Origin of the sequence: Herbaspirillum sp. ST 5-3 (assembly GCF_004804275.1) — a bacterium.
Classification (GTDB): domain Bacteria; phylum Pseudomonadota; class Gammaproteobacteria; order Burkholderiales; family Burkholderiaceae_D; genus Noviherbaspirillum.
Window position 1 is genome coordinate 226,897 of the sequence record NZ_STGI01000005.1, and the last position, 24,840, is coordinate 251,736.

Consider the following 24,840-nt stretch of genomic DNA (forward strand, 5'->3'; position numbering starts at 1 on the left):
GTGCGTCGGAAGCCGGCCGCAAGCGCTATGCTTGTTGCGGCCGGCTGCACATCATGCGTGCTTCCAGCGTGATTACCGGCTCACTTCTTGCCACGCCCCGGTGACTTCGCGGCACTGATCCGGAGGTTCTCCGCGACTGCGGCCTGGATCAGGACCTTGAACGCCTCGGCGTCGAGCACTTCTCCCTCCCGGATATCGATGGCGCGGCGCGTGTTTCCATCGAGGCTCGCATTAAAGAGGCCCTGCGGATCCGGCAGGGAAGCACCCCGTGCGAAGGTCAGCTTCACCGTCTGTTTGTAGGCCTCGCCGGTGCAGACAATCCCGGCGTGCGACCATACGGGTACGCCCATGGGACTACTGGGCTTCACCCATTTGCACTCCTCCACGATGTCCGGATCGGCCTCGTGGATGAGGCGGCGAACCTCGGTCAGCGTCTCGGCGCGCCAGCCGCCGACGGACCGGATTCGCTCGTCGATGAGATCGGAGGCTGTGATGGCGGTCGCGGACTCCGCGCCTGTCTTTGGATCACTTTTCTTTGATTTCAGCGGCATGGTTCATGCTCCAACTTGTTGTGGCACTCAATCCTGAAGATGGCCGGTGGTGAAGTGACCCGTGTCAATTGATGCGTTGAATTCTTTACTCATACGCCCCCAGTAATTCGATTATTCATTTCTCTTAACCTCACTCACAAACTCCGCCGTCTCGCGAATCAGCCGATAACAAGAAGCCTCCTTCGCAGTCACGAGTTCGTTTAGTCGATCCGAGTCCTTTGTAGCGACAACCAAATCCGAAAATTTCTGAATCGATTCTTCAACAGATGCCTGAAATGCAGCCTTGTCGGGCGAAAAGTTCAGTCCGGACTGGGCGTGAGTCCTGAACATGCCAGCTCCTGCTCCCGTGAGCTTGGCAATGTCGCTCTTCGCCGATTGGATTTCTCTTCTGTTCATCACATAGAAGAAGGCGGCGCATTCAGCGTGTCTCCTCGCAAGAACTGCCTGTTCCGGTCGGTCCGGCGCGAAAGAATAGGTCTTCTGGTAGCGGTATAGCAAGTAAACGGCACCGACCGCAATCAAGAAGAAAATCAGCGCTGAAATGAATATCTTTTTAGGGTGTGCCATACAAACAGGTGAATTTAATGGACTATTGGCGAGTGCCGTTCGGCGTCTCGGCCAAATTGCGAGTCACGATGGCACTGTCAGGGCAGCCAGAGAAGTTGGTCTCTGTTATGGTGACCGGCCCATACCATTGATGAACACCAGCAAATCCGCCTGTCTGCAATATCCAGGCCAATTTGCTCTTTGTATCGATGAGCGCCATATGCTCAAAACCGTCCCTGACATGACTCGCATGGCTTTCGAATTGAACCAGCACGGAGGTCTGATCGCGATTTCTAAACTGCTCCGGCTCCGACGTTCGAGGCACATCTTTCTCTATACCCGCATAGGTAATGCCGTATTGCTTGGCAAGAGCATCTACAGGCGGACACTGCGCACATGCAGTATTTCCAAGCGCAAGTGCAATAACGAAGATTTCTACACGCATAAATACTTAATGTCTTTGTTCACGGGAATGCATGCTTGCACGTCAATGCGCAACTGCAAGTTAAATCTCGAGTCATCTTTCGAAGAGTAGCTTGATTAAGCCAAATACCACTGCGCACACAGCCAAGACGATAATTTTCCCAAGAGGTAGCGCGTACATAGTCGGCGTATCGTCGAGCTCCCTTTTCAGGCGTTTCTTGCCCTCGGCCTTGTTGTCCATCAGACTTTCCATTAAAGGATCCAAGTAGCGATCTCCAAGCCGCATGGGCCTGGCTTCGAAAGATCGGCTGATTTAACGGGAAACATACAAAACCGGGAAGCCGGACACCATCGGTGCCGTTTCATTTACCGCCCAGTTTAGGCCGGGATTGCATTATCGGCAACAAAAAGGCCAACCAGATTGAACTTATCCAGTCAGTTGGACAGTCTGTTAGCCATGCCAGCTTATGCATTCCACCGCTTGTGCCGACTCACTTCTTCTCATCCGCCGTCCGCGTCGAGCGGCATACCCGATTACGCCCCTGACGCTTCGCATCATAGAGAGCCGCATCGGCTGCCGAAACCAGTTCGTCGGCATTGGCGCCGTTGCCGGGAAAATCGGCGACGCCGAAGGAGATGGTGGTGGGTGGCAGCGGGGCGTCCTGGTGGAACAGGCGCAAGGCTTCGACCGCGCGGCGCACGCGCTCGGCGAACTCGGCAGCATCCTCGGCCCGCGTTTCCGGCATGACGATCACAAACTCTTCTCCGCCGAAACGGCAGACGACGTCGCTCGCTCGCGCCTCGGCCTGCAGCTCGATGGCGAGTTCCTTCAGGACGGTGTCGCCCGCCTGATGGCCGTAAACGTCGTTGAAGCGCTTGAAGTGATCGATGTCGCAGACGATGATGCTGAAGGATTTTCCGTAGCGTCGGCTGCGCTCCAGTTCGTTCTGCATCACGCCGTTGAGCGCGCGCCGGTTGAACAGGCCGGTCAATGGATCGCGCTCGGCGAGGCGGGCCAGTTCCGCATTGGCGTTCTCGAGGTCTTCCGTGATCGCCTGCACGAAGTGCTGGTAGCGCAGCAGGATGCGCATGTGGTTGTCTTCGTACAGGTTGCGTGATTCGTCGGCGGGCGCGCTCTTGGCGTGCATCGCCTTGCCGGGAGCCGGCGATTCGCGCATCGCGACCACGACCATGGCGGCATTGCGCAGTCCGGCCGCGTCGGGGCGGCTGCAGAATTCGCCCGCGGTGATGAAGCCGGCGGTCGGTGCCAGTCGTTCGAACGGCAACAGCTCCAGGTCGATATCGCGCTGCAGGACGAAATGCCGCATGATGCAGGAATAGATGTGGATCGCTTCCGGTCCGAATGCGCGCACTTCCTTCTCCAGCGCTTGCACGCGCTGTTTCATCGACTCGATCCGCGCGTAGCCGAAATGCACTTCCTCGCCTTCCTGCAATTCGGCGGTAAACAGAATGCTGCCGTCTTTGCGCACCTGGTAGGGGACGCGTGCATGCAGTTCGCCATGCCGTTCCACCAGCAGGGGAAACTCCATGACGTTCAGGAAAAAGTTGTCTCCGGAATCGATGCCGAGATAACGCTTGTAGATGTCGATCGCGGGCTTGTGGTCGATCATCGACACGACCGAGCCCTGTGCCTGGGTGATGGTCAGCTTGCGTCCGATCGGTTGCCAGCCGAGATGCACCGCTCGGCTGATTTCAAGCGTGCCTCCGCATAGTGCAACCGCAACGAAACCGGCGTGGATCATGCGATGCCGGGAAAAGACCAGCATCCGCTTCAGCGAGATATCCGCCGAGCCGCCGCCGAAGACGGGAAGCCCCGGCGACGCCGTGTTGATGGACGCCAGAAGGAGATCGCAATTGAAGGCCAGCGGCGTGGCCAGCAGCAGCACGCCTTTGATGGAAGCAATCCTGTCGCCGAGCGCATCGACCAGGCGCGTTGCCGCGTCGGCCTCCTCGCCGGCATGGCAGTCCTGTTCAATCAGGACCAGTTCGGCGGTATCGAAGCAGGACAGTGACACCACGGACCGCGCGTCGCACACCTGGCCGCGACTGATATGACCGAAGGTGCTTGCGCCGACCACCACGATGTCTTCGCGCAGCGCGCGCAAGGCATCCATGATCTCGGTGATCCATTGAATGTCTTCGTCCCTGTTGTAGACCTGCACCAGCACGCTTTTCGCAGCACGCACGGATGTCAGCAGATCCGCCTGTCCCAGAAGGGCATGCAGTTCGCCAAGGTCGGAAAAGGCTCCGGTCAGCAGCTTCATTCCGTCAGCCGTAGTGATATTTGTTCAGATCGGGATATCGTGCCGGCGCCCGGCGCGAATGTTTCACCCGCGTTCATCAAGGCCGTGCAGCAGTGAAGCCAACCTTAGCATTGATATTTCCGCTGTGCAAATAAAACGCGACAAGTTTGGTCCGAGTGCAAACCCTTGTGATGCGCTCCTGTCGCTTTTCCGGCATTCGCATGCCGGCGCTTTGCGACGTTATTTTTCTGTCAGCGCAACGCAGCAAAACGCTCCGGATTTCGTCGCACATCCTGATGGCGAGCCCGCTTCATGACGCGCTATTACCAAATTCCCGCGGCGCACAAAGCCGTCTTTCGAGAGCCCGATCGAGGCCTTCCAGCACCAGGACTTTTTCTTTTTTCTTGATACGTATCATGTTTTTTCGTTTGGCGCTTGCGTAACTTCTATCTTGCCAAACGTCTACGTTCCTGATTTCGATCATATCGGCGCATCCGCGCCGCTCCATATAACCAATGCCGCATAACCGGCCACACGGAGGAAACGATGTCTGCAAATCCTGAGTTGCATACCAACGAAGAATCGGAAGAGCGTGTTCCCATCATGCAGCAGATCCTGGATAACCCGTTCCTGCTGCTGTTCATCGGTGTCGCCGTTCCGACGGTGTTCTACACCATGTGGGGAATCATGGAAATCGTGACGATCCCGATCGCGAAATAAGGAGACTGCTATGAGCGCCATACATCCGCCAACCACGAGGCTGTGGTGGAAACAGCCGCTGGACCGCGTCGAAGGAACCTGGATTGCGATCGCTTTCTTCTGGTGCCTGATCATGTTCTTCATGATGCCGTACTGGCATGTGACCGGAAAGCAGAACCTGTCGAATGAAGCCTACCGCATCTCGCCCGAAGCCCATGGCAAGAAGGCGCAGGAGATGGTCGACAAATACACGGTGCGCACCGAGAGCGACCAGAAGATCCCGGTGGTGCATCCGCCAGCGGGCAGCGACGTCTATCTGGTTGCCCGCCTGTGGGCATGGTGGCCGATCCTCGAACTGGAAAAGGGCAAGAGCTACCGTTTGCACCTGTCGGCCATGGATTACATGCACGGCTTCTCCCTGCAGCCGTCGAACATCAACCTGCAGGTCATTCCCGGTTACGACATGGTGGTCACCGTGACGCCGAACCAGGAGGGAACCTATTCCATCGTCTGTAACGAGTATTGCGGCATCGGCCATCACACCATGGTCAACCGCCTCTATGTCGTGAACAAATAAGGGGGATGCCCATGGCTAACCAAGAGACTTTCCGCACCTGTCCGCGGACGGGGCTGCAGTTCCATACCTCGGCAGAAAACCTGATGAAGGCCAACGCCGTTGCCGCCGTCGTGTTCCTGCTGATCGGCGGCATTCTGGCGCTGCTGATCGCACTGACCCGCTGGCCGGCGGTGCACCTGCTGCCCGCCGATACCTTCTATCTGGTACTCACCGCGCATGGCCTCGACATGCTGGTGTTCTGGATCATCTTCTTCGAGATCGCGGTCTTGTACTTCTGCTCCTCCACCCTGTTGCGATGCCGGCTGGCGACGCCCAACATGGCGTGGCTGGCGTTTGCGCTGATGCTGATCGGCGGGATCACCACCAACGTGGCGATCTTCCAGGGCAATTCGAGCGTGATGATGACCTCGTATGTGCCGATGCAGGGCAGCCCGGCCTTCTATCTGGGCCTGATCCTGTTTGCGGTCGGCGCGCTGATCGGCTGCTTCATCTTCTTCGGCACGCTGGTCGTCGCCAAGGCGGAGAAGACCTACACCGGCTCGATTCCGCTAGTGACCTTCGGCGCCATGACGGCCGCCATCATCGCGGTGTTCACGATTGCGTCCGGCGCGATCATCCTGATCCCGACCTTCCTGTGGGTGGTCGGTTACATCAAGGCGATCGATCCGCTGATGTATCGCGTGATCTGGTGGGCCTTCGGCCATTCGTCGCAGCAGATCAACGTCGCCGCGCACATCTCGGTGTGGTATGCGATTGCCGCCATCGTGTTCGGCGCCAAGCCGATGTCCGAGCGCGTGTCGCGCACCGCCTTCCTGCTGTATATCTTCTTCCTGCAACTGGCCAGCGCGCACCACATCCTGGTCGATCCGGGCGTTTCCTCCGAATGGAAGATCTTCAACACCAGCTATGCGATGTATCTCGCGGTGCTCGCTTCCATGGTGCACGGCCTGACCATTCCGGGTGCGATCGAAGTGGCGCAGCGCGAGAAGGGCTTCAACAAGGGTCTGTTCGAGTGGATCCGCAAGGCCCCATGGGGCAATCCGGTGTTCTCCGGCATGTTCATCTCGCTGGTCGGCTTCGGTTTCCTCGGCGGCATCTCGGGCGTAATGATGGGTACCGAGCAGCTCAACCTGATCATCCACAACACGATCTACGTGCCGGGCCATTTCCACGCAACCGTCGTGATCGGCACCACGCTGGCCTTCATGTCGCTGACCTACTTTCTGATTCCGGTGCTGTTCAAGCGCGAAATCATGTTCTCGGGACTGGCGAAGTGGCAGCCTTACCTGTTCGGCATCGGCATGAGCGTGTTCTCGCTGGTGATGATGGGCGCAGGTACGCTCGGCGTGCCGCGCCGCCACTGGGACATTTCCTTCGCCGGCACGGCCCTGCCCTATGAATTCCCGGGCAGCGCCTATCTGCTGATGTCGCTGGTGGGCATCAGCGCGGTCGCAGCGGTGATCGGCGGCGGCGCCTACATCCTGATCACGGTCTGCTCAATCCTGTTCGGCCGCAAGCTGGAAGGCGGCGCGCTAAGCAACAAGCCGACCCCGGTCGTCACGCCGGTGACCGCTTCGGTCGGCGGCCATGGCGGCGTCGGCATTGCCGGCTTCGCCGCACCGGGCACCTTCGTGTTCGCGATGGTGTTCCTGGTTGCCTTCGTCCTGTACTACTTCATCAACTGGAAGTACCTGTCCCAGGTGTGGGGCATGAGCTGACAGGTTGCATGCCACGGGCTCCGCTTTCCGCAGGAAGGTGGAGCCCGCGATGGCATCCATGTCCCAATTCCCCTGGAGAGCAGCCGACATGAGCAACCCCATCAAACAAATACTCAACGTTTTCAAACTCCGTATCGGCGTGGTGATCGCGCTGACTGCTCTCACCGGATATGCCATGACGCCGGGCTCCCATGCGCCGGCATGGAAAGCGGCCCTGATCGGCATGATGGTGCTGTTCTCGGCAGCGGCGGCCGGCGCCTTCAACCAGTACGTGGAGCGCGACATCGACGTCAAGATGACGCGCACGCGCAACCGCCCTTTCGTCACCGGCACGCTCAGGCATGGCCCGCACTGGCTGTGGCTGATTGCCATCATGGTGATCGGATCGACGCTGGCGACCGGCTGGGCGCTCAACTGGGTCTCGGCGCTGTATGTGTTTCTCGGTGCATTCTTCTATGCGGTGGTCTATACCGTCTGGCTCAAGCGCCGCACCTGGCTCAATATCGTGGTCGGCGGACTGGCCGGCAGCTTCGCGGTGATGGCGGGCGCGGCGGCGGTCAACCCGCAGCCGGAGCCGCTTTCCCTCTCGCTGGCGCTGGTCCTGTTCCTGTGGACGCCGCCGCACTTCTGGAGCCTGGCGATCGCGCGCGCCGACGACTACACGGCCGCGGGTGTGCCGATGCTGCCGGTGGTGATCGGCGTGCCGGCAGCCGCGCGGGTGGTGCTGGCCAACACGATTGCGCTGGTGTCGGCATCGCTGTTGCCGATGTGGTTCGGCGCCGGCCCGATCTACCTGGCCGGGGCGCTGATCGGCGGCGCGTATTTCCTGGACAAGAGCGTGCGCCTGGCGCGGCGTCCGGATCGCGCGAGCGCAATGGTCAACTTCCACGCCTCATTGCTGCAACTCACCGTGCTGATCACCGCGGCCGTCGCCGATGCGGTATGGCGGCACTAGCAAACAAATCGAAAGCGCTGATCGCCGCCTTGATGCTGTCCACAGGATGGCATGCCGGCGCGGCGGAACAGGCGCAGCTCGACCCGCAGGCGGTCTATCAGACCAGCCAGGCCGCGATCGGCACGACGCCGGGCGATTACATCTTGCGCGACCGCACCGGCAAGCCGGTGCGCTTGTCGTCCTATCGCGGCAAGCCGCTGCTGGTGAGCTTTGTGTACACCGGATGTTTCCAGGTCTGTCCGAGCGATACCGTGCTGATTTCCAAGGCGGTGAATGCGACGCAGGACTTGTTGGGAACGGAAGCCTTTCACACGGTCACGATCGGCTTCAACGCGCCCTTCGATTCACCTGAAGCGATGGCGTCATTCTCGCGGCAACTCGGTGTCACGGCGCGCAACTGGGAGTTCCTCAGCCCGGATCTCAAAACCGTGGCGCCACTGACGCGCGACTTCGGTTTCAGCTACCTCGCCACGCCGAAGGGTTTTGACCATATCACGCAGCTGAGCGTGCTCGATCGCAGCGGCCGCATCTACCGGCAACTGTATGGCGACAGCCTGAACGCGCAGGCCATCGTCGCGGCATTGCGCGACATCGACCACGGCGTGGTCCCGGTACCGTCCGGCTGGTCGGGCGTGCTGGTGCGCGTGCGTCTGCTGTGCACCGTGTACGACGGCGGCACCGGCACCTATCGCGCCAATTACGGAGTGATCGTCGGTCTGCTGGTGGGCGCCAGCATACTCGGCAGCGTCGCATGGATGCTGGTCAGTGAGTGGAGACGCCAGCGCAAGGTTTAGGAGCAGATTCAACGTGACGGAACAATCAGTCAAGCAGGCCGACAAGCCTGCACCAAGGCCTGCAACTAAGCCGACCACCTCGCCGTTTCCGGCAGCGCTGCGTTTGCTGCAGTTCATCGAAAGAGCGTTCGACCGCGCCTTCTGCACCGTGCACAATCCCTGGCACAGCCTCGGTGCGCTGTCCTATTTTTTCTTCTGGATCATCGCGGCCACCGGCCTGTACCTGTTCATCGTGTTCGACACCGGCGTCAACGGCGCCTACCAGTCGGTCGCGGCGATTACCGCGCAATGGTATTTCGGTGGCGTGATCCGCAGCCTGCATCGTTATGCCTCGGATGCCTTCACGGTGACCATGACGCTGCACCTGGTGCGCGAATTCCTGTACGGGCGCTATGCCGGGTTCCGCTGGTTCTCCTGGGTCAGCGGCATTCCGCTCATCTGGCTGGCCTTCGCCAGCGGCATCAACGGTTACTGGCTGGCGTGGGACCAGCTTGCGCAATTCATCGCGGTGGGCACGGCCGAACTGTTCGACTGGCTGCCGGTGTTCGGCGGCGCGATGGTGCGCAACTTCCTCACGCCGGAAACGATCAGCGACCGCTTCTTTTCCTTGCTGGTGTTCCTGCACATCGGCCTGCCGCTGCTGCTGCTGGCCGGGATGTGGATCCACATCCAGCGCATCAGCCGCGCCAAGACCAAACCCTCGCGCATGCTGGGCTGGGGCACCTTCACCGGACTGATGCTGCTGTCGCTGCTCAAGCCTGCGGTCAGCATGGCGCCGGCCGACATGATGGTGGCGCCTGCGGTTCTTCCGCTCGACTGGTTTTACCTGACGGTTTATCCCTTGCTGTACGCCTGGACGCCCGGCCCGGTGTGGGCGCTGCTGGTCGGATCGACGCTGGTGCTGCTGCTGATTCCGCTCCTGTTCAGGCGCAAGCGCGCGCCGGTGGCCGTGGTCAACCTGGACAACTGCAATGGCTGCGGACGCTGCTTCAACGACTGCCCGTATTCGGCGGTCATCATGCAGCCGCGCACGGATGGCGCGCGGCATGCAATGCAGGCGGTGGTCAATCCGGAACTGTGCGCGTCCTGCGGCATCTGCGCCGGCGCCTGCCCGTCTTCCACACCTTTCCGCAGCATCGGCGAACTGGTGACGGGCATCGACATGCCGCAGCGCCCGGTGCAAGCCTTGCGCTCGGAACTGGAAAGTGCATTGCACGGCCTGACCGGCAAGCAGCCGCGCATCGTGGTGTTTGGCTGCGATTGCGGCATGAGCGTCAACAAGCTGGCGAGCGAGGATGTCGCGACCGTCAGCCTGCTGTGCACCGGGCAGTTGCCGCCTTCCTTCATCGAGTTCGCCCTGCGCAATGGCGCAGATGGCGTGTTCATCACCGGATGCCATGAAGGCGAATGCGAATTCCGCCTCGGCCATGTCTGGACCCGGCAACGCATCGCGGGCGAGCGCGAACCGCATCTGCGCCGCAATAACATCGACCTGACGCGCCTGCGGCTGTCTTCGGGCAGTCTTGCCGAGTCGCACAAGCTGGCCGGGGAAATCGACGCCTTCCGCGAGGATTTGCTGAAGCTTGCGCCGCTGCCGAATGCGAGCGAAGCGGAAGAATCGACAAGCGCGGGAGAGCATCATGACTAAATGGATCGCGCGATGTGCCCTGTTCGCCGTGTTCATGCTGGGCGTCGGCTATCTGTCGAGCGCGCCAGCCTATCGGCATCTCGGCAGCAACGAGGCCCTGATCCGCCTGAGCATCAGCCACACCGGACAGCTGGTCGGCGACTGCCGCGACCGCAGCGCAGCCGAACTGAGCAAGCTGTCGCGCAATATGCGCGCCGCGCAGGTCTGCCCGCGCGAGCGCTCGCCGGTCACGATCGAGGTCGAGTTTGACGGCAAGCCGCTGTACCGCGAAGTGCTGCCGGCATCAGGACTGTCGCACGACGGCGCGTCGAGCGTGTATCGCCGCTTCACGACGCCGGCCGGCGAACATCGCATCACGGTGCGCCTCAACGATTCGGTGCGGGTGAAAGGCTTCAATTACCAGCGCAGCGAAGTCGTGCAACTGCACCCGACGCAAGTACTGGTCATCGATTTCAATCATGAACAAGGTGGAGTAATCATCAAGTGAACATCAGCACGCATACCTCTCCCGCAGCCACTCCGGCCGCCCTTGCCACTGCCCCCTCCGCCAACGATTTCTCGCTCGCGGTTGCACGCGACGAACGCCGCACGCTGGCACGCGCATGGCTGTGGCTGGCGCTGGCTTCGCTGATCGTATCCGGCATCCTGTCGGTGCTGCTGGTGCTGTCGCGCACGCCCTACCTGCAAAAGCTGTTTCCGGTCGCGGACTTCTTCCATGTGGCGCTGGTGGTGCATGTGGACTTGTCGGTGCTGGTGTGGTTTCTTGCTTTCGCCGGACTGCTGTGGAGCATCAACGGCGAACGCGGCCGGCTCGCGCTGGCATGGAGCGGCTGGGCCGGCGCAGCGCTGGGCGCGGCGATCATGAGCCTGGCGCCCTTCTTCGGACGTGGCGGCGCAATCATGAGCAACTACGTGCCGGTGCTGGAAGACCCGATGTTCATGAGCGGGCTGATCGTGTTCGGCATCGGCATCGCACTGCTGACCCTGCGCAGCCTGCTGAGCGCACCCAAGGTGGGCACGCGTCCGGACGGGCAGGCGGCCTTGTCCTTCGGCCTGAACACGGCGGCGGTGTCGACCGCGGTCGCGCTGTTCGCGCTGGTGTGGTCGCTGCTCAAGGTGCCGTCCGCACTGGAGGCGAAGGCGTACTACGAGTTGCTGTTCTGGGGCAGCGGCCATGTGATCCAGTTCACCTACACCTTGATGATGCTGGTGGCCTGGCTTTGGCTGGCCAGTGCCTGCGGCGCACGAGTGCCGCTCACGCCGCGCGTTGCCCTGCTGCTGTTCGCCATCGGCCTGGCATCGGTGTTCGCGGTGCCGCCGATCTATCTCGCCTATGACGTCGCCTCGGTCGAACACCGCAACCTGCTGACCTGGCTGATGCGCTTCGGCGGCGGACTGCCCATCCTGCCGCTCGGACTCGCCGTCATCGTCAGCCTCGCCGGCTATCGTTCCCGTGCGCTGACGCCGCAGCAGAAGCCGCTGCACGCGGCCTTGGTGTCGTCGCTGGTGCTCTTTGCAGCAGGCGGCCTGATCGGCTTCCTGATCCACGGCAGCAATGTGAAGATTCCGGCGCACTACCACGGCTGCATCGTCGGCGTGACGCTGGCGCTGATGGGCCTCACCTATCATCTGCTGCCCCGCCTGGGCTATCGGCAGCCGTCCTCGCGCATGGCGGCATTGCAGCCGTATGTCTACGGCGTCGGCCAGTTGTTGCACATCGTCGGGCTGGTCTGGTCCGGCGGCTACGGCGTGCAACGCAAGGTGGCGGGCAGCGAGCAGGTGCTGCGCAGCACGCAGGAAATCGCAGGCATGGGCTTGATGGGGCTTGGCGGACTTATCGCCGTGATTGGCGGTATCATCTTCCTGGTCATCGTTCTGAAGGCGATGACTTCCAAAGTACACGGCGAGGGTGAATGAACAGTGATGCGCGTTATGCCCGCTTGACAGCGAACCTGTGCGGATTTGCCGCGGCCCTGATGCTCCTTGTGCTGTCCACCAGCGCCTTCATCCGCATCGAACACAACGGTTGCACCAACATCGCCTTTCCCGCCACGCTCACCTTGATGTCGCGCGTGATGCATCGGGTCAGCGCTTCATCCGTCGGCTTGCTGCTGATCGCGATTTCCTTCTTCGTGCTGCGCTGCCGCCCGGTCGTGCGCAGCCGTAATGTCCTGCTGGCTTTGCTCTGGGTCCTGACGATTTTTCTCGCTGTGCTTGGCCGCTTTACTTCGGGCAGCGTGGTGCCCGCCGTCGTGATCGGCAATGTCGTCGGCGGGATGGCTCTGATGGCCCTGTTCTGGCGCCTGAGGCTGGAGTTCGTGCCGCGCGAATCCTACCAGCGACCGGAACGCGCATTGAGCAAGCTCGCATCGACTGCGCGCTCGGTGGCTGCCTTCCAGGTATGGATAGGCAGCTGGGTAGCCGGGCTGATTGCCGAAATCGATTGCAAGGCGCTGACGTCAGCCGGCAAGTTGATGCTGTGGCCGGACGTCGCGACGTGGAAGGCACTCAACCCGACGAGGATTTACTCCACCGGCAACGCGGACCTGCTGCAGGCGGTGAACTGGCTGAGTGCGGTGCACGTGGCGGTCGCGCTCGTCCTGCTGGCGACCGTTGTCATGCTCTGCCTGCGCCTTCGGCATTCCGCCGGTGGTCTCAATCGCACCGCCCCTGTTTTACTGGCCCTGCTCGCACTGCAGCTCCTGCTCGGCATGGCCACGATCATCGCCGGCCGCGCAGTGCTGATCGGCGTGATGCACAACATCGTCGCCGCGCTGCTGCTGGTCAAGCTGATCGACGTGGACTACCGGCTGCACCGGAGCTGAGGACGGGCCGGAACCGCCGGCACATATCAGCCTTCCGTACGCGCATCCTTGGGCTTGTCGCCCTTCGGCCAGTCCTTCGCCTTGTCCGGGAAGTCCGGGCGTGCCTGATGCGTGAAGTATTCGGCAACATCAACCGCTTCCTGCTCCGTCAGCGTATCCGGCTGGCCGAGCGGCATGTTGTGCCTGACGAAGGCGGCTGCGGTATAGGTGCGTGCCATGCCAGCGCCGACGTTGAAGGACTGCTTGCCCCACAAGGGCGGGAAGGCATAGCTGCCGTCGGGATTCTTCACCCCCTGTCCGTCCACCTGATGGCAGCTCACGCATTTGGCCGCATATACCGCCTTGCCATTCTCCACATTCGGTTTCAGATCCCGGTTGATCTGGACGAAGCCGCGCCCCTTGACGCTCATGCCGACAGGAACGCCGCTCGACAGCCACTGCATGTAGGCCAGGATGTCATTCATTTCCTGCGAGTCCCAGGGCAATGCCTTGCCGTTCATGGAGCGCTGGAAGCAATCGTTGATGCGCTGTTGCAGTGAATTGATCTTCGCGCTGCGCGAACGGTACTCGGGGAATACGCCCCAGATGCCGACCCAGGGTGACGCGCCCGACATGGTTCCGGCATTGAGGTGGCAATTCGAACAAGTCAGCTTGTTGCCGACATTCTTCGGCAAGCGTTGATGCGTTTGCGTCAGCAGCAGCTTGCCGTTGCGGATGGCGTCGCCCTGCGGCCCGGAAGGAATGGTGGATTCGTCCGGCACCTTGAACTCTGCCCGGGCCTGCGCGGTCTGTGCAACGGCCGGACTGGACATGGCGCCGAACAGGACAAGCAAGGCAAGCGAACGTAGGGACATGATCTTCTCCCTGCAAAATGGACTCCCGCTATACAACGATGGCAACGAGGGCGCAACAGCAGGCGTCGGATTACCGGGCGTCGGCAAGCGCCTCACCTCTTGGTCGCGACAATCGCTGATGTAAAGACGATCTATATCGCGTGAAAGTATGACCGGGCCGCAATATCAAAAGTTCTGGCTTTTTTGCCAACAAGACGGTCGCATCAAGCATGGTCGGTGCGCGTGCCGACTTTTATTAGAAGAATAATTCAAGCGTTCGCTTAAACAAGCATTCTTCATATATCTTATAATGCCTCCGCTTTAGCACGAGATACCGCGTTTCTCAAATGACTCAGGTCAAGGTTTTTCAAAGCAATTCGAAAACGCGGCGTTCGGCATTCCCCCACCCTTCATCTTCAGGATTATGGACACCGCCACCATACTGCTGTCATCTTTTGTTCTGTCCATTACAGGACTGTTCTTTTTTATCTGGTCCCTGCGCAAGAAGCTGTTCGACAACAACCCAGCCGCCGCGCATGTGATTTTCTCGCCGGGCGAGGTTGGCCGCATCGAAGAGCCCGCCGCCGACGCCGCGCAACGCGCCGGCTTGCAGGATGCCACCATCGCGCACGGTGGACCGGCACTCAATGCGGCGCAGGAAGCGAGCCTGTCGAACGAGCTGGCCGAGCGCATCGAGGCCGACAAGTCGACCGCCTTCGTGGCCTTCGTGTTCCTGGCCTGTGCGGTGGTGTGGCTGATCGTCGCCTCCAGCGCCGGCCTGATCAGCTCCATCAAGCTGCATGAACCCGACTGGCTGGTCAATCAGGCATGGCTGACCTTCGGCCGCATCCGCACCATCCACCTCAACGCAGTGGCCTACGGCTGGGCGCCGATGGCCGCGCTCGGCATCGCCATCTGGATGCTGCCGCGCCTGCTGAAAACGCCGCTGATCGGCGGGCGTTTCGCGGTGCTCGGCGCCATGATCTGGAATGCCGGCCTGATCGCCGGCCTGGGCTGCATCGCGGTCGGCCTGAACGACGGCATGGAGTGGCTGGAAATTCCCTGGCAAGTCGACATCCTGCTGGTGGTCGGCGGCCTGCTGGTCGCGCTGCCGCTGGTGTTCACCTTGCAGAACCGCCGCGTCGATCATCTCTATGTATCGATCTGGTACATGGGTGCCGCGCTGTTCTGGTTCCCCACGCTGTTTTTGATCGGCAATATTCCGGGCCTGCATTTCGGTGTCGAACAAGCCACGATGAACTGGTGGTTCGGCCATAACGTGCTCGGCCTGTTCTACACGCCGATGGCGCTGGCGTCGGTGTATTACTTCCTGCCGAAAATCATCGGCCGTCCGGTGCAGTCGTACAACCTGTCGCTGCTCGGCTTCTGGACGTTGGCCTTCTTCTACGGCCAGGTCGGCGGACACCACCTGATCGGCGGTCCGGTGCCCGGCTGGCTGATCACCTTGTCGATCGTGCAAAGCGTGATGATGATCATCCCGGTGATCTCGTTCTCGGTGAACCAGCATCTGACCATGCGCGGCAGCTTCAAGGCGCTGATCTATTCGCCGACGCTGCGTTTCATCGTGCTCGGCGGCATGATGTACACCGTCAGCTCGATCCAGGGTTCGCTGGAGGCGCTGCGCAGCGTCAACACCATCACCCACTTCACGCATTACACCGTGGCACACGCGCACCTCGGGCTGTACGGCTTCTTCTCGATGGTAATGTTCGGCGCCGTGTATTTCGTGATGCCGCGCGTGATGGCCTGGGAATGGCCTTATCCGAAACTGATCGCCACGCATTTCTGGCTGGTCGTGGCCGGCTTCTCGATCTACGTGGTCGGTCTGACCATCGGCGGCTGGCTGCAAGGCGTGGCAATGCTTGATGCCGCCAAGCCCTTCATGGATTCGGTCACCGTCACCCTGCCCTACCTGCAAGCCCGTTCCGTTGGCGGCGCGATCATGACGCTCGGCCACCTGGTCTTTGCGTTCCACTTCATCGCGATGGCCCTGCGTTACGGCCCGCGCCGCATCGGCGCCGCGCTGCTGCACACTCCCGCTCCCGTTGTCTCCCTGCCGCGAGAATATTCATGGAAAACGAACTGAAATTATTGACCGGCGCCATGGTGACGCTGGCGCTTGCCACGTCAACCCTGGTCGTGGTGCCTTACCTGCAACTGTCCGACCTGAAGCCCGCGGCCAGCCTGAAGCCCTACACCTCGGTGCAACTGCGCGGCCGCGAGCAGTACATCAAGAACGGTTGCATCTACTGCCATTCGCAGCAGCCGCGCGACAAGGCGCAGGCGCCGGACACCCAGCGTGGCTGGGGTCGCGCCTCGGTCGCCGCCGATTACTACTATGACAGCCCGCACCTGCTCGGCACCATGCGCACCGGCCCCGATCTCTTCAACATCGGAGCGCGCCAGCCGAGCGCCGATTGGCAGCTCGGCCACCTCTACCAGCCGCGCGCCTATACGCCGGGCAGCATCATGCCGTCCTACCCTTACCTGTTCGAGGTCAAGGACCAGGCCGACAGCGGCGACCGTGTGGTGAACCTGCCGCCAGGCTACGCGCCGCCCGGCAAAGTGGTGATCGCCAAGCCGGAAGCGATGGACCTGGTGCAGTACCTGCTCGGACTTGACCACACTTATCCGGCCATCACGGCGGATGACGTCAAGAATAAATAGCAAATCGTAGCAGCGCCGCTTGCGAAGAAAACCATACGGAGTTCATACATGATTCAGGACATCAAGCAAACCGCCGCGCAGATGCGCGAGCATCCCGATCCGCATGAAAGCGGAACGCCGGTGCCGCGCAAGGTGATCGTCATCGTCAGCCTCGCGCTGCTGTGGGCCGTCGGCTACATCTTCATGGCGCGCCCCAATGCCGATCCCGCACTGGGCGACAACCGCACCAGGACCGATCTGATGGCGCAGGCCGGAGGCGGCACGGCCGATGGTGCACAGATCTTCGGTGCCCAATGCGCTGCCTGCCATCAGGCCACCGGCGCCGGCCTGCCCGGCGTGTTCCCGCCGCTGGCCGGGTCGGAATGGGTGATCGGCAAGGACACGCTCGCCGCCAACATCCTGCTGCATGGCATTTCGGGCAAGCTGACGGTGAAAGGCACGAGCTACAACGGCGCGATGCCGGCCTTCGGTGAAAAGCTGGACGATGCGCAAATCGCCGCAGTGCTCACCTATGTGCGCTCCAACTTCGGCAACAGCGCGGGCAAGATCGACGCCGCTGCGGTGAAGACCGCGCGCGAGGCAAGCAAGGACCGCAAGACGCCGTGGAACGGTGACGATGAGCTGGGTAAACTCAAGTGATGCCGGCGCGCCGGTAAAGACATTACTGGCGCTGCTGCTCGTGGCCGCGCTCGCCGCCGTCGCGGTTCACACCGTGACGGACGGCTTCCGCGTCTTCACGACGGAAGACGGGCGGCGTCTGGCGATCGAGGAGCATCCGCGGCATCTTCCCGCGACCACGATCCAGTACGAGGACGGCAGCGCGCTGCCGCTGGCACAGGCGCTGCACGAGGATGGCCGCGCGACCATCGCGGTGTTCTTCTACACGCGCTGCAATACCATCTGTTCGGTTGTCGGCACCGAACTCCAGCAACTTCAGGACAGGATCAAGGCCGACGGCCTGGAGTCGCAAATCCGCCTGCTGAGCATCAGCTTCGATCCGGATGACGGGCAGCCTGCGCTGGCCGGGTATGCGAAACGCATGCACGCAGATGCCGGCGACTGGCGCTTCGCGCGGATCACGGACACGCAACAGCGCAGCAAGCTGCTCGATGCCTTCGGCATCACGGTGGTACCCGCGCCGCTCGGCGAATTCCAGCACAATGCCGCCTTCCACATCCTGACGCCCGACGGACGGCTGGCGCATATCATCGACTATGACCAGCCCGAGGTCGCGCTGGCACATGCACTCGCGGCCGCGCGCCGCTCCGGCGCACGCCATGGAGCAGTGTCGTGAAGACCATGCATTCCCAATTTTCCAGCAGCATGAAAGCAGCGGCATGGGCCATGCTCGGCAGCCTGCTGCTGGTCATCGCCATCGCATGCAGGCAGCCGCTTGAGCAGACCATGGCGCGCCATATGCTGGTGCAGATCCCGATGCTGCTGATCGCAGGCGTCTCGCTCAACCGTTTTCTGGCGCGCCTGCCCGGCCTGCGCACCATTGCACGCCACGCGGGTTCGTGGGACGAATATGGATTGACCGGCTTGGCGGTGTTCCTGCTGGCGAGTGCCTACTGGATGATTCCCAAGGCGCTCGACAGCGCGGTCGCATCGGGCTTGATGGAGACCGGCAAGTTCGCCTCGCTGCTCGTCGCCGGTTTCGTGCTGCCCGCGTCGCTGTCGCGCGCCAACACCATTCTTCAGCTTTTCTTCCTTGGCAATTTCGCATCGATGATGGCGATCGCCGGCATGCTCTTTCAGGACACGTCGACGCGTCTCTGCAATTTCTATCTGCTTGACGATCAGGTGCTGGCAGGTACCGGACTGGTCACGCTGGCTGTCGTGATTCCGGTGTTGTGGTGCCTGGGACAGGCGTCGGTGAGGGAATTCTTCAGGGGCGGACAGCAAGCCGCCCCTGAAGTGGTGAAGGTCGGGCATCCGTAAGCGACGGATGCACGGTGCTTAGATCAGCTTCGAATAGGTGGACGTGGTCGGCTGCGTCAGATACTTGTCGAATGCCATGCCGACTGCGCGCACGAACAGGCGGCCCTTCGGCGTGACGCGAATTCCGCTGCGGTCGATGGTGATCAGGCCGGCATCCTCGTACTGCTTCAGAATGCTCATCTCGGGCGCAAAATAGCTCTCGAAATCGATCCCGTACTGGCGATTGATGTCCGCAAATTCCAGCGGCAGACTGCACATCAGGGTCATGATGATCTGGCGGCGCAGCAGGTCGTCCTTGCTCAGTTCAAAGCCTTTTTCGACCGGCAGGCGGCCCTGGTCGAGATGCTCGTAATACGCTTTCACCGTGCGCACTGACTGGCTGTAGGAACTGCCGACCTTGCCGATGGCGGACACGCCAAAACCGATCAGATCGCATTCCGCGCGCGTGGTATAGCCCTGGAAATTGCGATGCAGCGTCTTGTCCAGGCGCGCCTTGTTCAATTCATCATCCGGCTTGGCGAAGTGATCCAGGCCGATGTACACATAGCCCGCTTCCAGCAGGCGGCGCGTCGACATCAGGAAGATCTGCAGGCGCTCCTCGGCCGACGGCAGGTCGGCGGCCACGATCAGACGCTGCGCCTTGAAGCGGCTGGGCAGGTGCGCGTAGTTGTAGAGCGCGATGCGGTCGGGCGATACCTGGATCAGGCTGTCGAGCGTGCGGCTGAAGCTTTCCAGCGTCTGCTTGGGCAGGCCATAGATCAGGTCGGCGTTGATGGACTGGAAACCCGCCTTGCGGCTGTCGCTCACGGCCTTCTCGACCATTTCCAGCGGCTGGATGCGGTTGACCGCCTTCTGCACTTCCGGGTCGAAGTCCTGCACGCCGAAGCTGGTGCGGTTGAAGCCGAGGCCGGCCAGCATGTCGAGCGTGCCGTCGCGCACTGTGCGCGGATCGATCTCGACACCGAGTTCGGCATCGGGCGTGAATTCGAAGTGCTTGCCCACCATGGCCATCAGCTGGCGCAATTCGTCGGCATTGAAGAAGGTCGGCGTGCCGCCGCCCAGATGCAGCTGTGCCGTCTTGCGATCGGGGCCGATGTGCGACGCGACCAGCGCCATTTCCTTGTCGAGGTAGCGCAGGTATTCGGTTACGCGCTCATGGTCTTGCGTGATGATCTTGTTGCAAGCGCAGAAATAGCAAAGCGATTCGCAAAACGGCAAATGCAGGTAGATCGACAAGGGCGGATTGGTACGGCCTTCGGCGCGCTGCGCCAGATAGGTATGGTAGGTCTGGTCGGTAAAACCGGCGTTGAAACGGTCCGCCGTCGGGAAGGACGTGTAGCGCGGACCGAGTTTGTCGAACTTGCGAATCAGTTCTTCGGACAGTTCGATATCTGGCAGGGAAGATGTCACAGGCGTATCCAAAAGGTTGTCTTGCAGCGTATTTTGCCGCAAGTTTGCGATTGCCGTGCGACAGTATTTGATCGGGACAAGTTCCCCGTGGCCTCAGACTGTGGCTGCATTGACTGAGATCAACTCCGGGTCATCTGCATGCTCGATCAGGATGCGCCGTACGCGGTCCTGCCAAAGCGTGGCAAATTCCTCCGCTTCCTGCGGCGTGGCGACGCCTTCCAGCAGTTTCCTCAACAAGCCGCCGCCCCGCGAATCGCCCGGCACCCGGCCCATGTTCATGGCAAGCTGCACCGACTCACCGGTATCGACACGCTCGAAGCTCGCTTCGCTCTCGATCGCGCAGGAAAAATACATCAGGTCCTGACGCCGGAAGTTGCGGCCGATCCCCTTGAAGCCACCCGGCCCTGCCGCGCCTGTTATCAAACTCACCACACTTCCGATCACCCCGGTCACGCCCTCATCGGCCGCCGAAGCAAAGCGCACCTGCACCTTGCCGCGTTCCGGCGTCTGGTCCGGGTACAACAGTGCCAGCGCGCGGCGCGTCATCAGGTACGCCCCGGCCACGGTCGGGCACGAGTGTCCGGCCAGGCGCACCGCGTCAATGTAGTGGTAAGTAATCAAGCCGTCGGAAAACGCACCGAGGAATTGCGAGAGCCCGTCATGCAGAGTGATGGCAGGCGCCTGGTCGAAGAATGCCGGGTAGCTCATATGGTCTTTTTACCTTGAAAGATGTTTACAACAGTCCGAGTTCAAGCTTGACTTCGTCCGTCATGGAATCGATGCTCCACGGCGGCTCCCACACCAGTTCCACATGCACCGAATTCACGCCCGGCACTTCGGCCACGCGCCCCTCGACCACGCCGGGGAAGGTCCCCGCTACCGGACAGGCCGGCGCGGTCAGGGTCATTTCGATTTCGACATGGCCCTCGGGATCGATGTCGAGCGTGTAGATCAGGCCCAGGTCAAAAATGTTGACCGAGATTTCCGGGTCGTAGATCGTGCGCAGCACGGCGATGATGTCAGACCTCAGTTCGTCTTCATTCACGCCGGATTCGGCCTCGTTGGCCAGTATGTCCTTGCTTGCTTCCATGTTGATTCTCGCTCAGTGTGTCGATGACGGATTCATTCGGTGGTGACCGGCGCGGCCCGGTCCTTCAGCGCCGCCTGCATGGTGTGCCATGCCAGCGTGGCGCACTTCACGCGCGCCGGATATTCCCGCACGCCTGCCAGCACTTCCAGCTTGCCCAGATCCTCGTCCGGCGTGGCGTCGTCATGCGTGACCAGGTGGTGGAATTCCTCGAACAGGTGCGCGGCCTCGTCCAGCTTCTTGCCCTTGAGCGCATCGGTCATCAGCGAGGCCGAGGCGGTCGAGATGGCGCAGCCCGTACCCTCAAAGCTCACATCCTGGATCACGTCACCTTCGACATGCAGGTACACCGTCAACTGATCGCCGCACAAGCGGTTGTGGCCGTGCGCAACGTGGTTGGCATCGGCCATCGCGTGACAGTTGCGCGGCTTCTTGTAGTGATCGAAGATCACTTCCTGGTAAAGATCACGCAAATCACTCATCGCTGAAACATCTCCTGTACCTTGTTGATCCCGGCGATCAGGGCATCCACTTCGGCACGCGTGTTGTACAAGGAGAACGACGCCCGCGCGGTGCCGCTGATGCCGAAGCGCTGCATGATCGGCATCGCGCAATGATGGCCGGCGCGTATCGCGACGCCGTCGTGGTCGAGAATGGTGCCGATGTCGTGCGGATGCACGCCCTCCAGCGTGAAGGAAAGGATGCTGGCCTTCTGCTGCGCGGTGCCGATGATCTTCAAGCCCTTGATCCCGCTCGCCAGTTCGGTTGCGTACGCCAGCAGATCGTGCTCATGCGCGGCGATGGCCGCGATGCCGATCGACGTTACATAATCCAGCGCGTGGCCGAGCCCGATGGCGCCCGCGATATTCGGCGTGCCGGCCTCGAATTTGTATGGCAGCTCGTTGTATAGGGTTTCGCCGAAGGAAACCGAACTGATCATGTCGCCGCCACCCTGATAAGGCGGCATCGCATCCAGCAGCGCTTCTTTTCCGTACAAGACACCAATGCCGGTCGGCGCAAAGATCTTGTGTCCCGAGAACGCATAGAAATCGCAGTCAAGCTCGCGCACATCCACGCCAAGGTGCGCAATCGCCTGTGCACCATCCAGCAGCACCGGCACGTCATGCGCATGCGCCATCTCGATGATGCGCTTCACCGGCGTAATGGTACCGAGCGCATTCGAGAGATGCGTGATCGCGACCAGCTTTGTGCCGGGACCGATCAAGTGGCCGAGCATCTCGACATCCAGCTCGCCGGCTTCGTTCACCGGTACCACGCGCAGTTCCGCGCCAGTCTGGCCGCACACCATCTGCCACGGCACGATGTTGGAGTGATGCTCCATCGCGCTGACGATGATGTTGTCTTCCGCGGTCAGGCGCGGTCGTGCATAGCTTTGCGCCACCAGGTTGATCGCTTCGGTCGTGCCGCGCACGAACACGATTTCCCTGGTGCTGGCCGCGTTGATGAAGTGCCGCACCTTTTCGCGCGCCGCTTCATACTGGTCGGTCGCACGCTGGCTCAGCGTATGCACGCCGCGATGCACGTTGGAATTGGTATGCCGATAGAACGCAGCCTCGGCTTCGATCACCGATACCGGCTTGTGCGTCGTCGCCGCGTTGTCGAGATAGACCAGCGGCTTGCCGCGAATCGTTTCGCGCAGCACGGGAAAATCCTCGCGCCAGCGGGCGACGTCGCTGTTGATGTGGCCTGGATGTCGCAACACTTCCGATTCCATTTTCATCACAGTTCTCCGAGTCGTTCCTCCTGCCCGATACCGCCCTCCTTCGGAAGACGCGTCAGCAGGATTTGTTCAAGCCGGGACCGCAGGGACGCGACCCGGATGCGTTCAATCACATCATGCGCGAAGGCATGCACCAGCAGGCTGCGCGCCACGACCTCGTCGATGCCGCGCGAGCGCAGATAGAACAACTGCGTTTCATCCAGCTGTCCGACCGTCGCGCCGTGATTGCACTTCACATCGTCGGCATAGATTTCCAGTTCCGGCTTGGTGTCGATTTCCGCATCGCGCGACAACAGCAGGTTATGGTTGGCCTGATATGCATTGGTCTTCTGCGCGCCGGGCTGCACGATTACCTTGCCGTTGAATACCGCATGCGACTGGCCGTCGAGCACGCCGCGATAGCGTTCGCGGCTGGTGCCGTTGGGCTGGCGATGGTCGATGCGCGTGTGGTGGTCCACATGCTGCTGCCCGCCGACCAGATACAATCCATTGAAGATCGCGTCGCATCCCGGTGCCTCAAATGCCGTCGTGATGTCGTTGCGCGCCAGCGTCGCGCCCAGCGAAAACGAGTGCGATTCCAGGCGGCTGTCGCGCTGCTGCAGCGCGTGAATGCCGGCCACATGGAACGCGCCCGATGCTTCCTGCTGCAGCTTGTGATGTGCGACCGCCGCATTGGCGGCAGCGAAGATCCGTGTCACCACATTGGTGAAGTACACCGCACCGTCAAGCCCGGCATAGTGTTCAATGATCGTCGCCTGCGCACCTTCTTCGGCAACGATGATATTGCGCGCATGATTTGCGCCGCCCTCTTCCGTCGAAATGAACAGCAAATGCACCGGCGCTTCCAGCACCGTTCCGCGCTTCAGGTGCACGTAGGCGCCGTCGGCCATGAAAGCGGCATTAAGCGCACCGAAGGCCGTCGCTTGTTCCTCGTTCGCGAGATAGGGTTCCAGTACTTCCGGCGCCACGTCGAGCGTATCGGCAAGACTGGCCAGCTTCACGCCGGCAGGCAGCGTGCCGACGGAGGACAGCCACGGCGCATAACGACCGTTATGGAACACCAGCACATGATCGGACGCGCTGCCTTCCGCAAAACGGTCCACCAGGGCCGCTGCGCCTGCACTGCTGCGGCTTTCAATTGTGGAGCGGAATGCCTGCTTTTCAAACGCCGCCACGCTGGTGTATTTCCATTCCTCGTCATGCCGCGTCGGGAAACCGCGCTGCGCAAAGACATCCAGCGCACTCTTGCGCAGCCGTCCGAGCCAGGGCACGCCGCTGCCTGGCAACAGGTCGACGACGCGCGCGAAGTCGGTCAGGTAATGGTTGCGAGCTTCGGACATCATCTTGCCTCCGCGCGTACCGGCGTGCGCTTGGCAGGTGCGGGCGCGGCTTCGTCCAGCCAGCCATAGCCGCGCTCTTCCAGTTCCAGCGCCAGTTCCTTGCCACCGGACTTGACGATGCGTCCCTTCGACAGCACATGCACGAAATCCGGCACCACATAATCCAGCAAGCGCTGATAGTGGGTCACGAGAATCATCGAGCGCTCCGGACTGCGCAGCGCATTGATACCCTTGGCGACCACCTGCAGCGCATCGATGTCGAGCCCGGAGTCGGTTTCATCGAGAATCGCAAGCTTCGGCTCCAGCAAGGCCATCTGCAGAATCTCATTGCGCTTTTTCTCGCCGCCGGAAAAGCCTTCATTGACCGAGCGGTACAGCAGCTCGTCGCGCATATCCATCTGCTTCATCTTTTCCTTGATGAGCTTGAGGAATTCCATGGCATCGAGCTCGGGAAGTCCGCGATGCTTGCGCACATTGTTGACCGCAGCCTTGAGCAAATGGACATTGCTCACGCCGGGAATCTCGACCGGATACTGGAAAGCGAGGAACACGCCTTCGCGCGCGCGTTCTTCCGGCGCCAGCGGCAGCAGGTCGCGCCCCTGGAACAGGACTTCCCCGCCGGTCACTTCATAGTTTTCGCGTCCGGCCAGCACCTGCGCCAGCGTGCTCTTGCCCGAGCCGTTCGGCCCCATGATCGCATGCACCTCGCCGGCGTTTACAGTCAGGTTCAGACCGCGCAGGATCGGGTTCTTTTCGACAGATGCTTGCAGATTGGTGATTTTCAACATGTTTGTTTTTCC

The 24,840-nt window shown here is 61.3% G+C and carries 27 protein-coding genes; 14 read left to right on the top strand and 13 right to left on the bottom strand.

Annotated features, from left to right (window positions below):
* Window positions 1–80: 80 nt before the first annotated feature.
* From E6W33_RS12490 to E6W33_RS12505, 5 genes are all read right to left on the bottom strand, one after another.
* The gene (locus E6W33_RS12490) at window positions 81–551 is read right to left on the bottom strand and encodes a DUF1801 domain-containing protein (protein ID WP_136417644.1); all 471 of its coding nucleotides are present in this window, start codon (window positions 549–551) and stop codon (window positions 81–83) included.
* A 111-nt stretch (window positions 552–662) separates the two neighbouring features.
* Window positions 663–1,118 carry a hypothetical protein gene (locus E6W33_RS12495; protein ID WP_136417645.1) on the bottom strand — a complete coding sequence of 152 codons (456 nt, stop codon included), beginning with the start codon at window positions 1,116–1,118 and terminating at the stop codon, window positions 663–665.
* 22 nt (window positions 1,119–1,140) lie between these two features.
* Window positions 1,141–1,542, bottom strand: a complete 402-nt coding sequence (locus tag E6W33_RS12500; protein WP_136417646.1) for a hypothetical protein — start codon at window positions 1,540–1,542, stop codon at window positions 1,141–1,143.
* Window positions 1,543–1,614: 72 nt separating this feature from the next.
* On the bottom strand, window positions 1,615–1,761 hold the full coding sequence (locus E6W33_RS27030; RefSeq protein ID WP_168798629.1) for a hypothetical protein: 147 nt from the start codon (window positions 1,759–1,761) through the stop codon (window positions 1,615–1,617).
* A 250-nt stretch (window positions 1,762–2,011) separates the two neighbouring features.
* Entirely contained in the window at window positions 2,012–3,805 is a 1,794-nt protein-coding gene (locus tag E6W33_RS12505; RefSeq protein WP_136417647.1) for a diguanylate cyclase, read from the bottom strand.
* Between the two features lie 525 nt (window positions 3,806–4,330).
* On the opposite strand from E6W33_RS12505, the gene E6W33_RS27035 reads away from it, so the two are divergent.
* The 9 genes from E6W33_RS27035 (at window position 4,331) to E6W33_RS12545 (ending at window position 13,000) form a co-directional block, all read left to right on the top strand.
* The gene (locus tag E6W33_RS27035) at window positions 4,331–4,504 is read left to right on the top strand and encodes a hypothetical protein (protein WP_168798630.1); all 174 of its coding nucleotides are present in this window, start codon (window positions 4,331–4,333) and stop codon (window positions 4,502–4,504) included.
* A gap of 10 nt (window positions 4,505–4,514) precedes the next feature.
* Window positions 4,515–5,060, top strand: a complete 546-nt coding sequence (locus tag E6W33_RS12510; protein ID WP_136417648.1) for a cytochrome C oxidase subunit II — start codon at window positions 4,515–4,517, stop codon at window positions 5,058–5,060.
* Between the two features lie 11 nt (window positions 5,061–5,071).
* Entirely contained in the window at window positions 5,072–6,778 is a 1,707-nt protein-coding gene (locus E6W33_RS12515) for a cbb3-type cytochrome c oxidase subunit I (RefSeq protein WP_136417649.1), read from the top strand.
* A gap of 88 nt (window positions 6,779–6,866) precedes the next feature.
* Window positions 6,867–7,733, top strand: a complete 867-nt coding sequence (cyoE, locus tag E6W33_RS12520; protein ID WP_136417650.1) for a heme o synthase — start codon at window positions 6,867–6,869, stop codon at window positions 7,731–7,733.
* Window positions 7,721–8,527, top strand: a complete 807-nt coding sequence (locus tag E6W33_RS12525; protein WP_136417651.1) for an SCO family protein — start codon at window positions 7,721–7,723, stop codon at window positions 8,525–8,527. Before cyoE ends, E6W33_RS12525 begins: the two co-directional genes overlap by 13 nt.
* Before the next feature lie 13 nt (window positions 8,528–8,540).
* Window positions 8,541–10,175 (top strand): hydrogenase iron-sulfur subunit, encoded by a 1,635-nt coding sequence (locus E6W33_RS12530; RefSeq protein ID WP_168798631.1) that lies wholly within the window; start codon window positions 8,541–8,543, stop codon window positions 10,173–10,175.
* Window positions 10,168–10,662, top strand: coding sequence for a hypothetical protein (locus E6W33_RS12535; protein WP_136417653.1), 495 nt, complete (start codon window positions 10,168–10,170; stop codon window positions 10,660–10,662). Before E6W33_RS12530 ends, E6W33_RS12535 begins: the two co-directional genes overlap by 8 nt.
* A complete protein-coding gene (locus tag E6W33_RS12540; RefSeq protein WP_136417654.1) occupies window positions 10,659–12,092 on the top strand; it encodes a cbb3-type cytochrome c oxidase subunit I in 1,434 nt (477 codons plus the stop codon). Before E6W33_RS12535 ends, E6W33_RS12540 begins: the two co-directional genes overlap by 4 nt.
* On the top strand, window positions 12,089–13,000 hold the full coding sequence (locus E6W33_RS12545; protein ID WP_136417655.1) for a COX15/CtaA family protein: 912 nt from the start codon (window positions 12,089–12,091) through the stop codon (window positions 12,998–13,000). Before E6W33_RS12540 ends, E6W33_RS12545 begins: the two co-directional genes overlap by 4 nt.
* A gap of 26 nt (window positions 13,001–13,026) precedes the next feature.
* Here E6W33_RS12545 and E6W33_RS12550 read toward each other — a convergent pair whose 3' ends face one another.
* On the bottom strand, window positions 13,027–13,854 hold the full coding sequence (locus E6W33_RS12550; protein WP_136417656.1) for a c-type cytochrome: 828 nt from the start codon (window positions 13,852–13,854) through the stop codon (window positions 13,027–13,029).
* Between the two features lie 403 nt (window positions 13,855–14,257).
* Between E6W33_RS12550 and E6W33_RS12555 the strand changes: the two genes are divergently transcribed.
* From E6W33_RS12555 to E6W33_RS12575, 5 genes are read left to right on the top strand one after another with little or no spacing between them, the layout of a single operon-like run.
* Complete coding sequence (locus E6W33_RS12555; protein ID WP_136417657.1) at window positions 14,258–15,940, top strand: cbb3-type cytochrome c oxidase subunit I; 1,683 nt, start codon at window positions 14,258–14,260, stop codon at window positions 15,938–15,940.
* The gene (locus tag E6W33_RS12560) at window positions 15,925–16,521 is read left to right on the top strand and encodes a cbb3-type cytochrome c oxidase subunit II (protein ID WP_136417658.1); all 597 of its coding nucleotides are present in this window, start codon (window positions 15,925–15,927) and stop codon (window positions 16,519–16,521) included. The genes E6W33_RS12555 and E6W33_RS12560 overlap by 16 nt, the downstream gene beginning before the upstream one ends.
* A gap of 48 nt (window positions 16,522–16,569) precedes the next feature.
* On the top strand, window positions 16,570–17,160 hold the full coding sequence (locus tag E6W33_RS12565; RefSeq protein WP_136417659.1) for a c-type cytochrome: 591 nt from the start codon (window positions 16,570–16,572) through the stop codon (window positions 17,158–17,160).
* Window positions 17,138–17,815, top strand: coding sequence for an SCO family protein (locus tag E6W33_RS12570; RefSeq protein ID WP_136417660.1), 678 nt, complete (start codon window positions 17,138–17,140; stop codon window positions 17,813–17,815). Before E6W33_RS12565 ends, E6W33_RS12570 begins: the two co-directional genes overlap by 23 nt.
* A gap of 5 nt (window positions 17,816–17,820) precedes the next feature.
* A complete protein-coding gene (locus tag E6W33_RS12575; RefSeq protein WP_136417661.1) occupies window positions 17,821–18,462 on the top strand; it encodes a hypothetical protein in 642 nt (213 codons plus the stop codon).
* Window positions 18,463–18,480: 18 nt separating this feature from the next.
* On the opposite strand, the gene hemN is transcribed toward E6W33_RS12575, so the two are convergent.
* From hemN to sufC, 7 genes are all read right to left on the bottom strand, one after another.
* A complete protein-coding gene (hemN, locus tag E6W33_RS12580; RefSeq protein WP_136417662.1) occupies window positions 18,481–19,872 on the bottom strand; it encodes an oxygen-independent coproporphyrinogen III oxidase in 1,392 nt (463 codons plus the stop codon).
* A gap of 93 nt (window positions 19,873–19,965) precedes the next feature.
* Entirely contained in the window at window positions 19,966–20,580 is a 615-nt protein-coding gene (locus E6W33_RS12585; protein WP_136417663.1) for an FmdE family protein, read from the bottom strand.
* 25 nt (window positions 20,581–20,605) lie between these two features.
* The gene (locus E6W33_RS12590; protein ID WP_136417664.1) at window positions 20,606–20,962 is read right to left on the bottom strand and encodes a DUF59 domain-containing protein; all 357 of its coding nucleotides are present in this window, start codon (window positions 20,960–20,962) and stop codon (window positions 20,606–20,608) included.
* Between the two features lie 32 nt (window positions 20,963–20,994).
* On the bottom strand, window positions 20,995–21,441 hold the full coding sequence (gene sufU, locus E6W33_RS12595) for a Fe-S cluster assembly sulfur transfer protein SufU (protein ID WP_136417665.1): 447 nt from the start codon (window positions 21,439–21,441) through the stop codon (window positions 20,995–20,997).
* Entirely contained in the window at window positions 21,438–22,700 is a 1,263-nt protein-coding gene (locus tag E6W33_RS12600) for a cysteine desulfurase (RefSeq protein ID WP_136417666.1), read from the bottom strand. Before E6W33_RS12600 ends, sufU begins: the two co-directional genes overlap by 4 nt.
* On the bottom strand, window positions 22,700–24,043 hold the full coding sequence (sufD, locus tag E6W33_RS12605; protein WP_211097321.1) for a Fe-S cluster assembly protein SufD: 1,344 nt from the start codon (window positions 24,041–24,043) through the stop codon (window positions 22,700–22,702). Before sufD ends, E6W33_RS12600 begins: the two co-directional genes overlap by 1 nt.
* Window positions 24,040–24,828, bottom strand: a complete 789-nt coding sequence (gene sufC / locus E6W33_RS12610) for a Fe-S cluster assembly ATPase SufC (RefSeq protein WP_136417667.1) — start codon at window positions 24,826–24,828, stop codon at window positions 24,040–24,042. The genes sufD and sufC overlap by 4 nt, the downstream gene beginning before the upstream one ends.
* Between the last annotated feature and the right edge of the window lie 12 nt (window positions 24,829–24,840).

Coding starts and splice junctions, on each gene's coding strand:
- E6W33_RS12535 (WP_136417653.1), top strand. CDS start 10,168: ATGACTAAATGGATCGCGCGATGTGCCCTGTTCGCCGTGTTCATGCTG.
- sufD (WP_211097321.1), bottom strand. CDS start 24,043: ATGATGTCCGAAGCTCGCAACCATTACCTGACCGACTTCGCGCGCGTC.
- E6W33_RS12490 (WP_136417644.1), bottom strand. CDS start 551: ATGCCGCTGAAATCAAAGAAAAGTGATCCAAAGACAGGCGCGGAGTCC.
- sufC (WP_136417667.1), bottom strand. CDS start 24,828: ATGTTGAAAATCACCAATCTGCAAGCATCTGTCGAAAAGAACCCGATC.
- cyoE (WP_136417650.1), top strand. CDS start 6,867: ATGAGCAACCCCATCAAACAAATACTCAACGTTTTCAAACTCCGTATC.
- E6W33_RS27035 (WP_168798630.1), top strand. CDS start 4,331: ATGTCTGCAAATCCTGAGTTGCATACCAACGAAGAATCGGAAGAGCGT.
- E6W33_RS27030 (WP_168798629.1), bottom strand. CDS start 1,761: ATGGACAACAAGGCCGAGGGCAAGAAACGCCTGAAAAGGGAGCTCGAC.
- E6W33_RS12560 (WP_136417658.1), top strand. CDS start 15,925: ATGGAAAACGAACTGAAATTATTGACCGGCGCCATGGTGACGCTGGCG.
- E6W33_RS12600 (WP_136417666.1), bottom strand. CDS start 22,700: ATGAAAATGGAATCGGAAGTGTTGCGACATCCAGGCCACATCAACAGC.
- E6W33_RS12525 (WP_136417651.1), top strand. CDS start 7,721: ATGGCGGCACTAGCAAACAAATCGAAAGCGCTGATCGCCGCCTTGATG.
- E6W33_RS12550 (WP_136417656.1), bottom strand. CDS start 13,854: ATGTCCCTACGTTCGCTTGCCTTGCTTGTCCTGTTCGGCGCCATGTCC.
- E6W33_RS12505 (WP_136417647.1), bottom strand. CDS start 3,805: ATGAAGCTGCTGACCGGAGCCTTTTCCGACCTTGGCGAACTGCATGCC.
- E6W33_RS12545 (WP_136417655.1), top strand. CDS start 12,089: ATGAACAGTGATGCGCGTTATGCCCGCTTGACAGCGAACCTGTGCGGA.
- E6W33_RS12555 (WP_136417657.1), top strand. CDS start 14,258: ATGGACACCGCCACCATACTGCTGTCATCTTTTGTTCTGTCCATTACA.
- E6W33_RS12510 (WP_136417648.1), top strand. CDS start 4,515: ATGAGCGCCATACATCCGCCAACCACGAGGCTGTGGTGGAAACAGCCG.
- E6W33_RS12590 (WP_136417664.1), bottom strand. CDS start 20,962: ATGGAAGCAAGCAAGGACATACTGGCCAACGAGGCCGAATCCGGCGTG.
- E6W33_RS12575 (WP_136417661.1), top strand. CDS start 17,821: ATGCATTCCCAATTTTCCAGCAGCATGAAAGCAGCGGCATGGGCCATG.
- E6W33_RS12515 (WP_136417649.1), top strand. CDS start 5,072: ATGGCTAACCAAGAGACTTTCCGCACCTGTCCGCGGACGGGGCTGCAG.
- E6W33_RS12565 (WP_136417659.1), top strand. CDS start 16,570: ATGATTCAGGACATCAAGCAAACCGCCGCGCAGATGCGCGAGCATCCC.
- E6W33_RS12500 (WP_136417646.1), bottom strand. CDS start 1,542: ATGCGTGTAGAAATCTTCGTTATTGCACTTGCGCTTGGAAATACTGCA.
- E6W33_RS12585 (WP_136417663.1), bottom strand. CDS start 20,580: ATGAGCTACCCGGCATTCTTCGACCAGGCGCCTGCCATCACTCTGCAT.
- sufU (WP_136417665.1), bottom strand. CDS start 21,441: ATGAGTGATTTGCGTGATCTTTACCAGGAAGTGATCTTCGATCACTAC.
- E6W33_RS12570 (WP_136417660.1), top strand. CDS start 17,138: ATGAGCTGGGTAAACTCAAGTGATGCCGGCGCGCCGGTAAAGACATTA.
- E6W33_RS12495 (WP_136417645.1), bottom strand. CDS start 1,118: ATGGCACACCCTAAAAAGATATTCATTTCAGCGCTGATTTTCTTCTTG.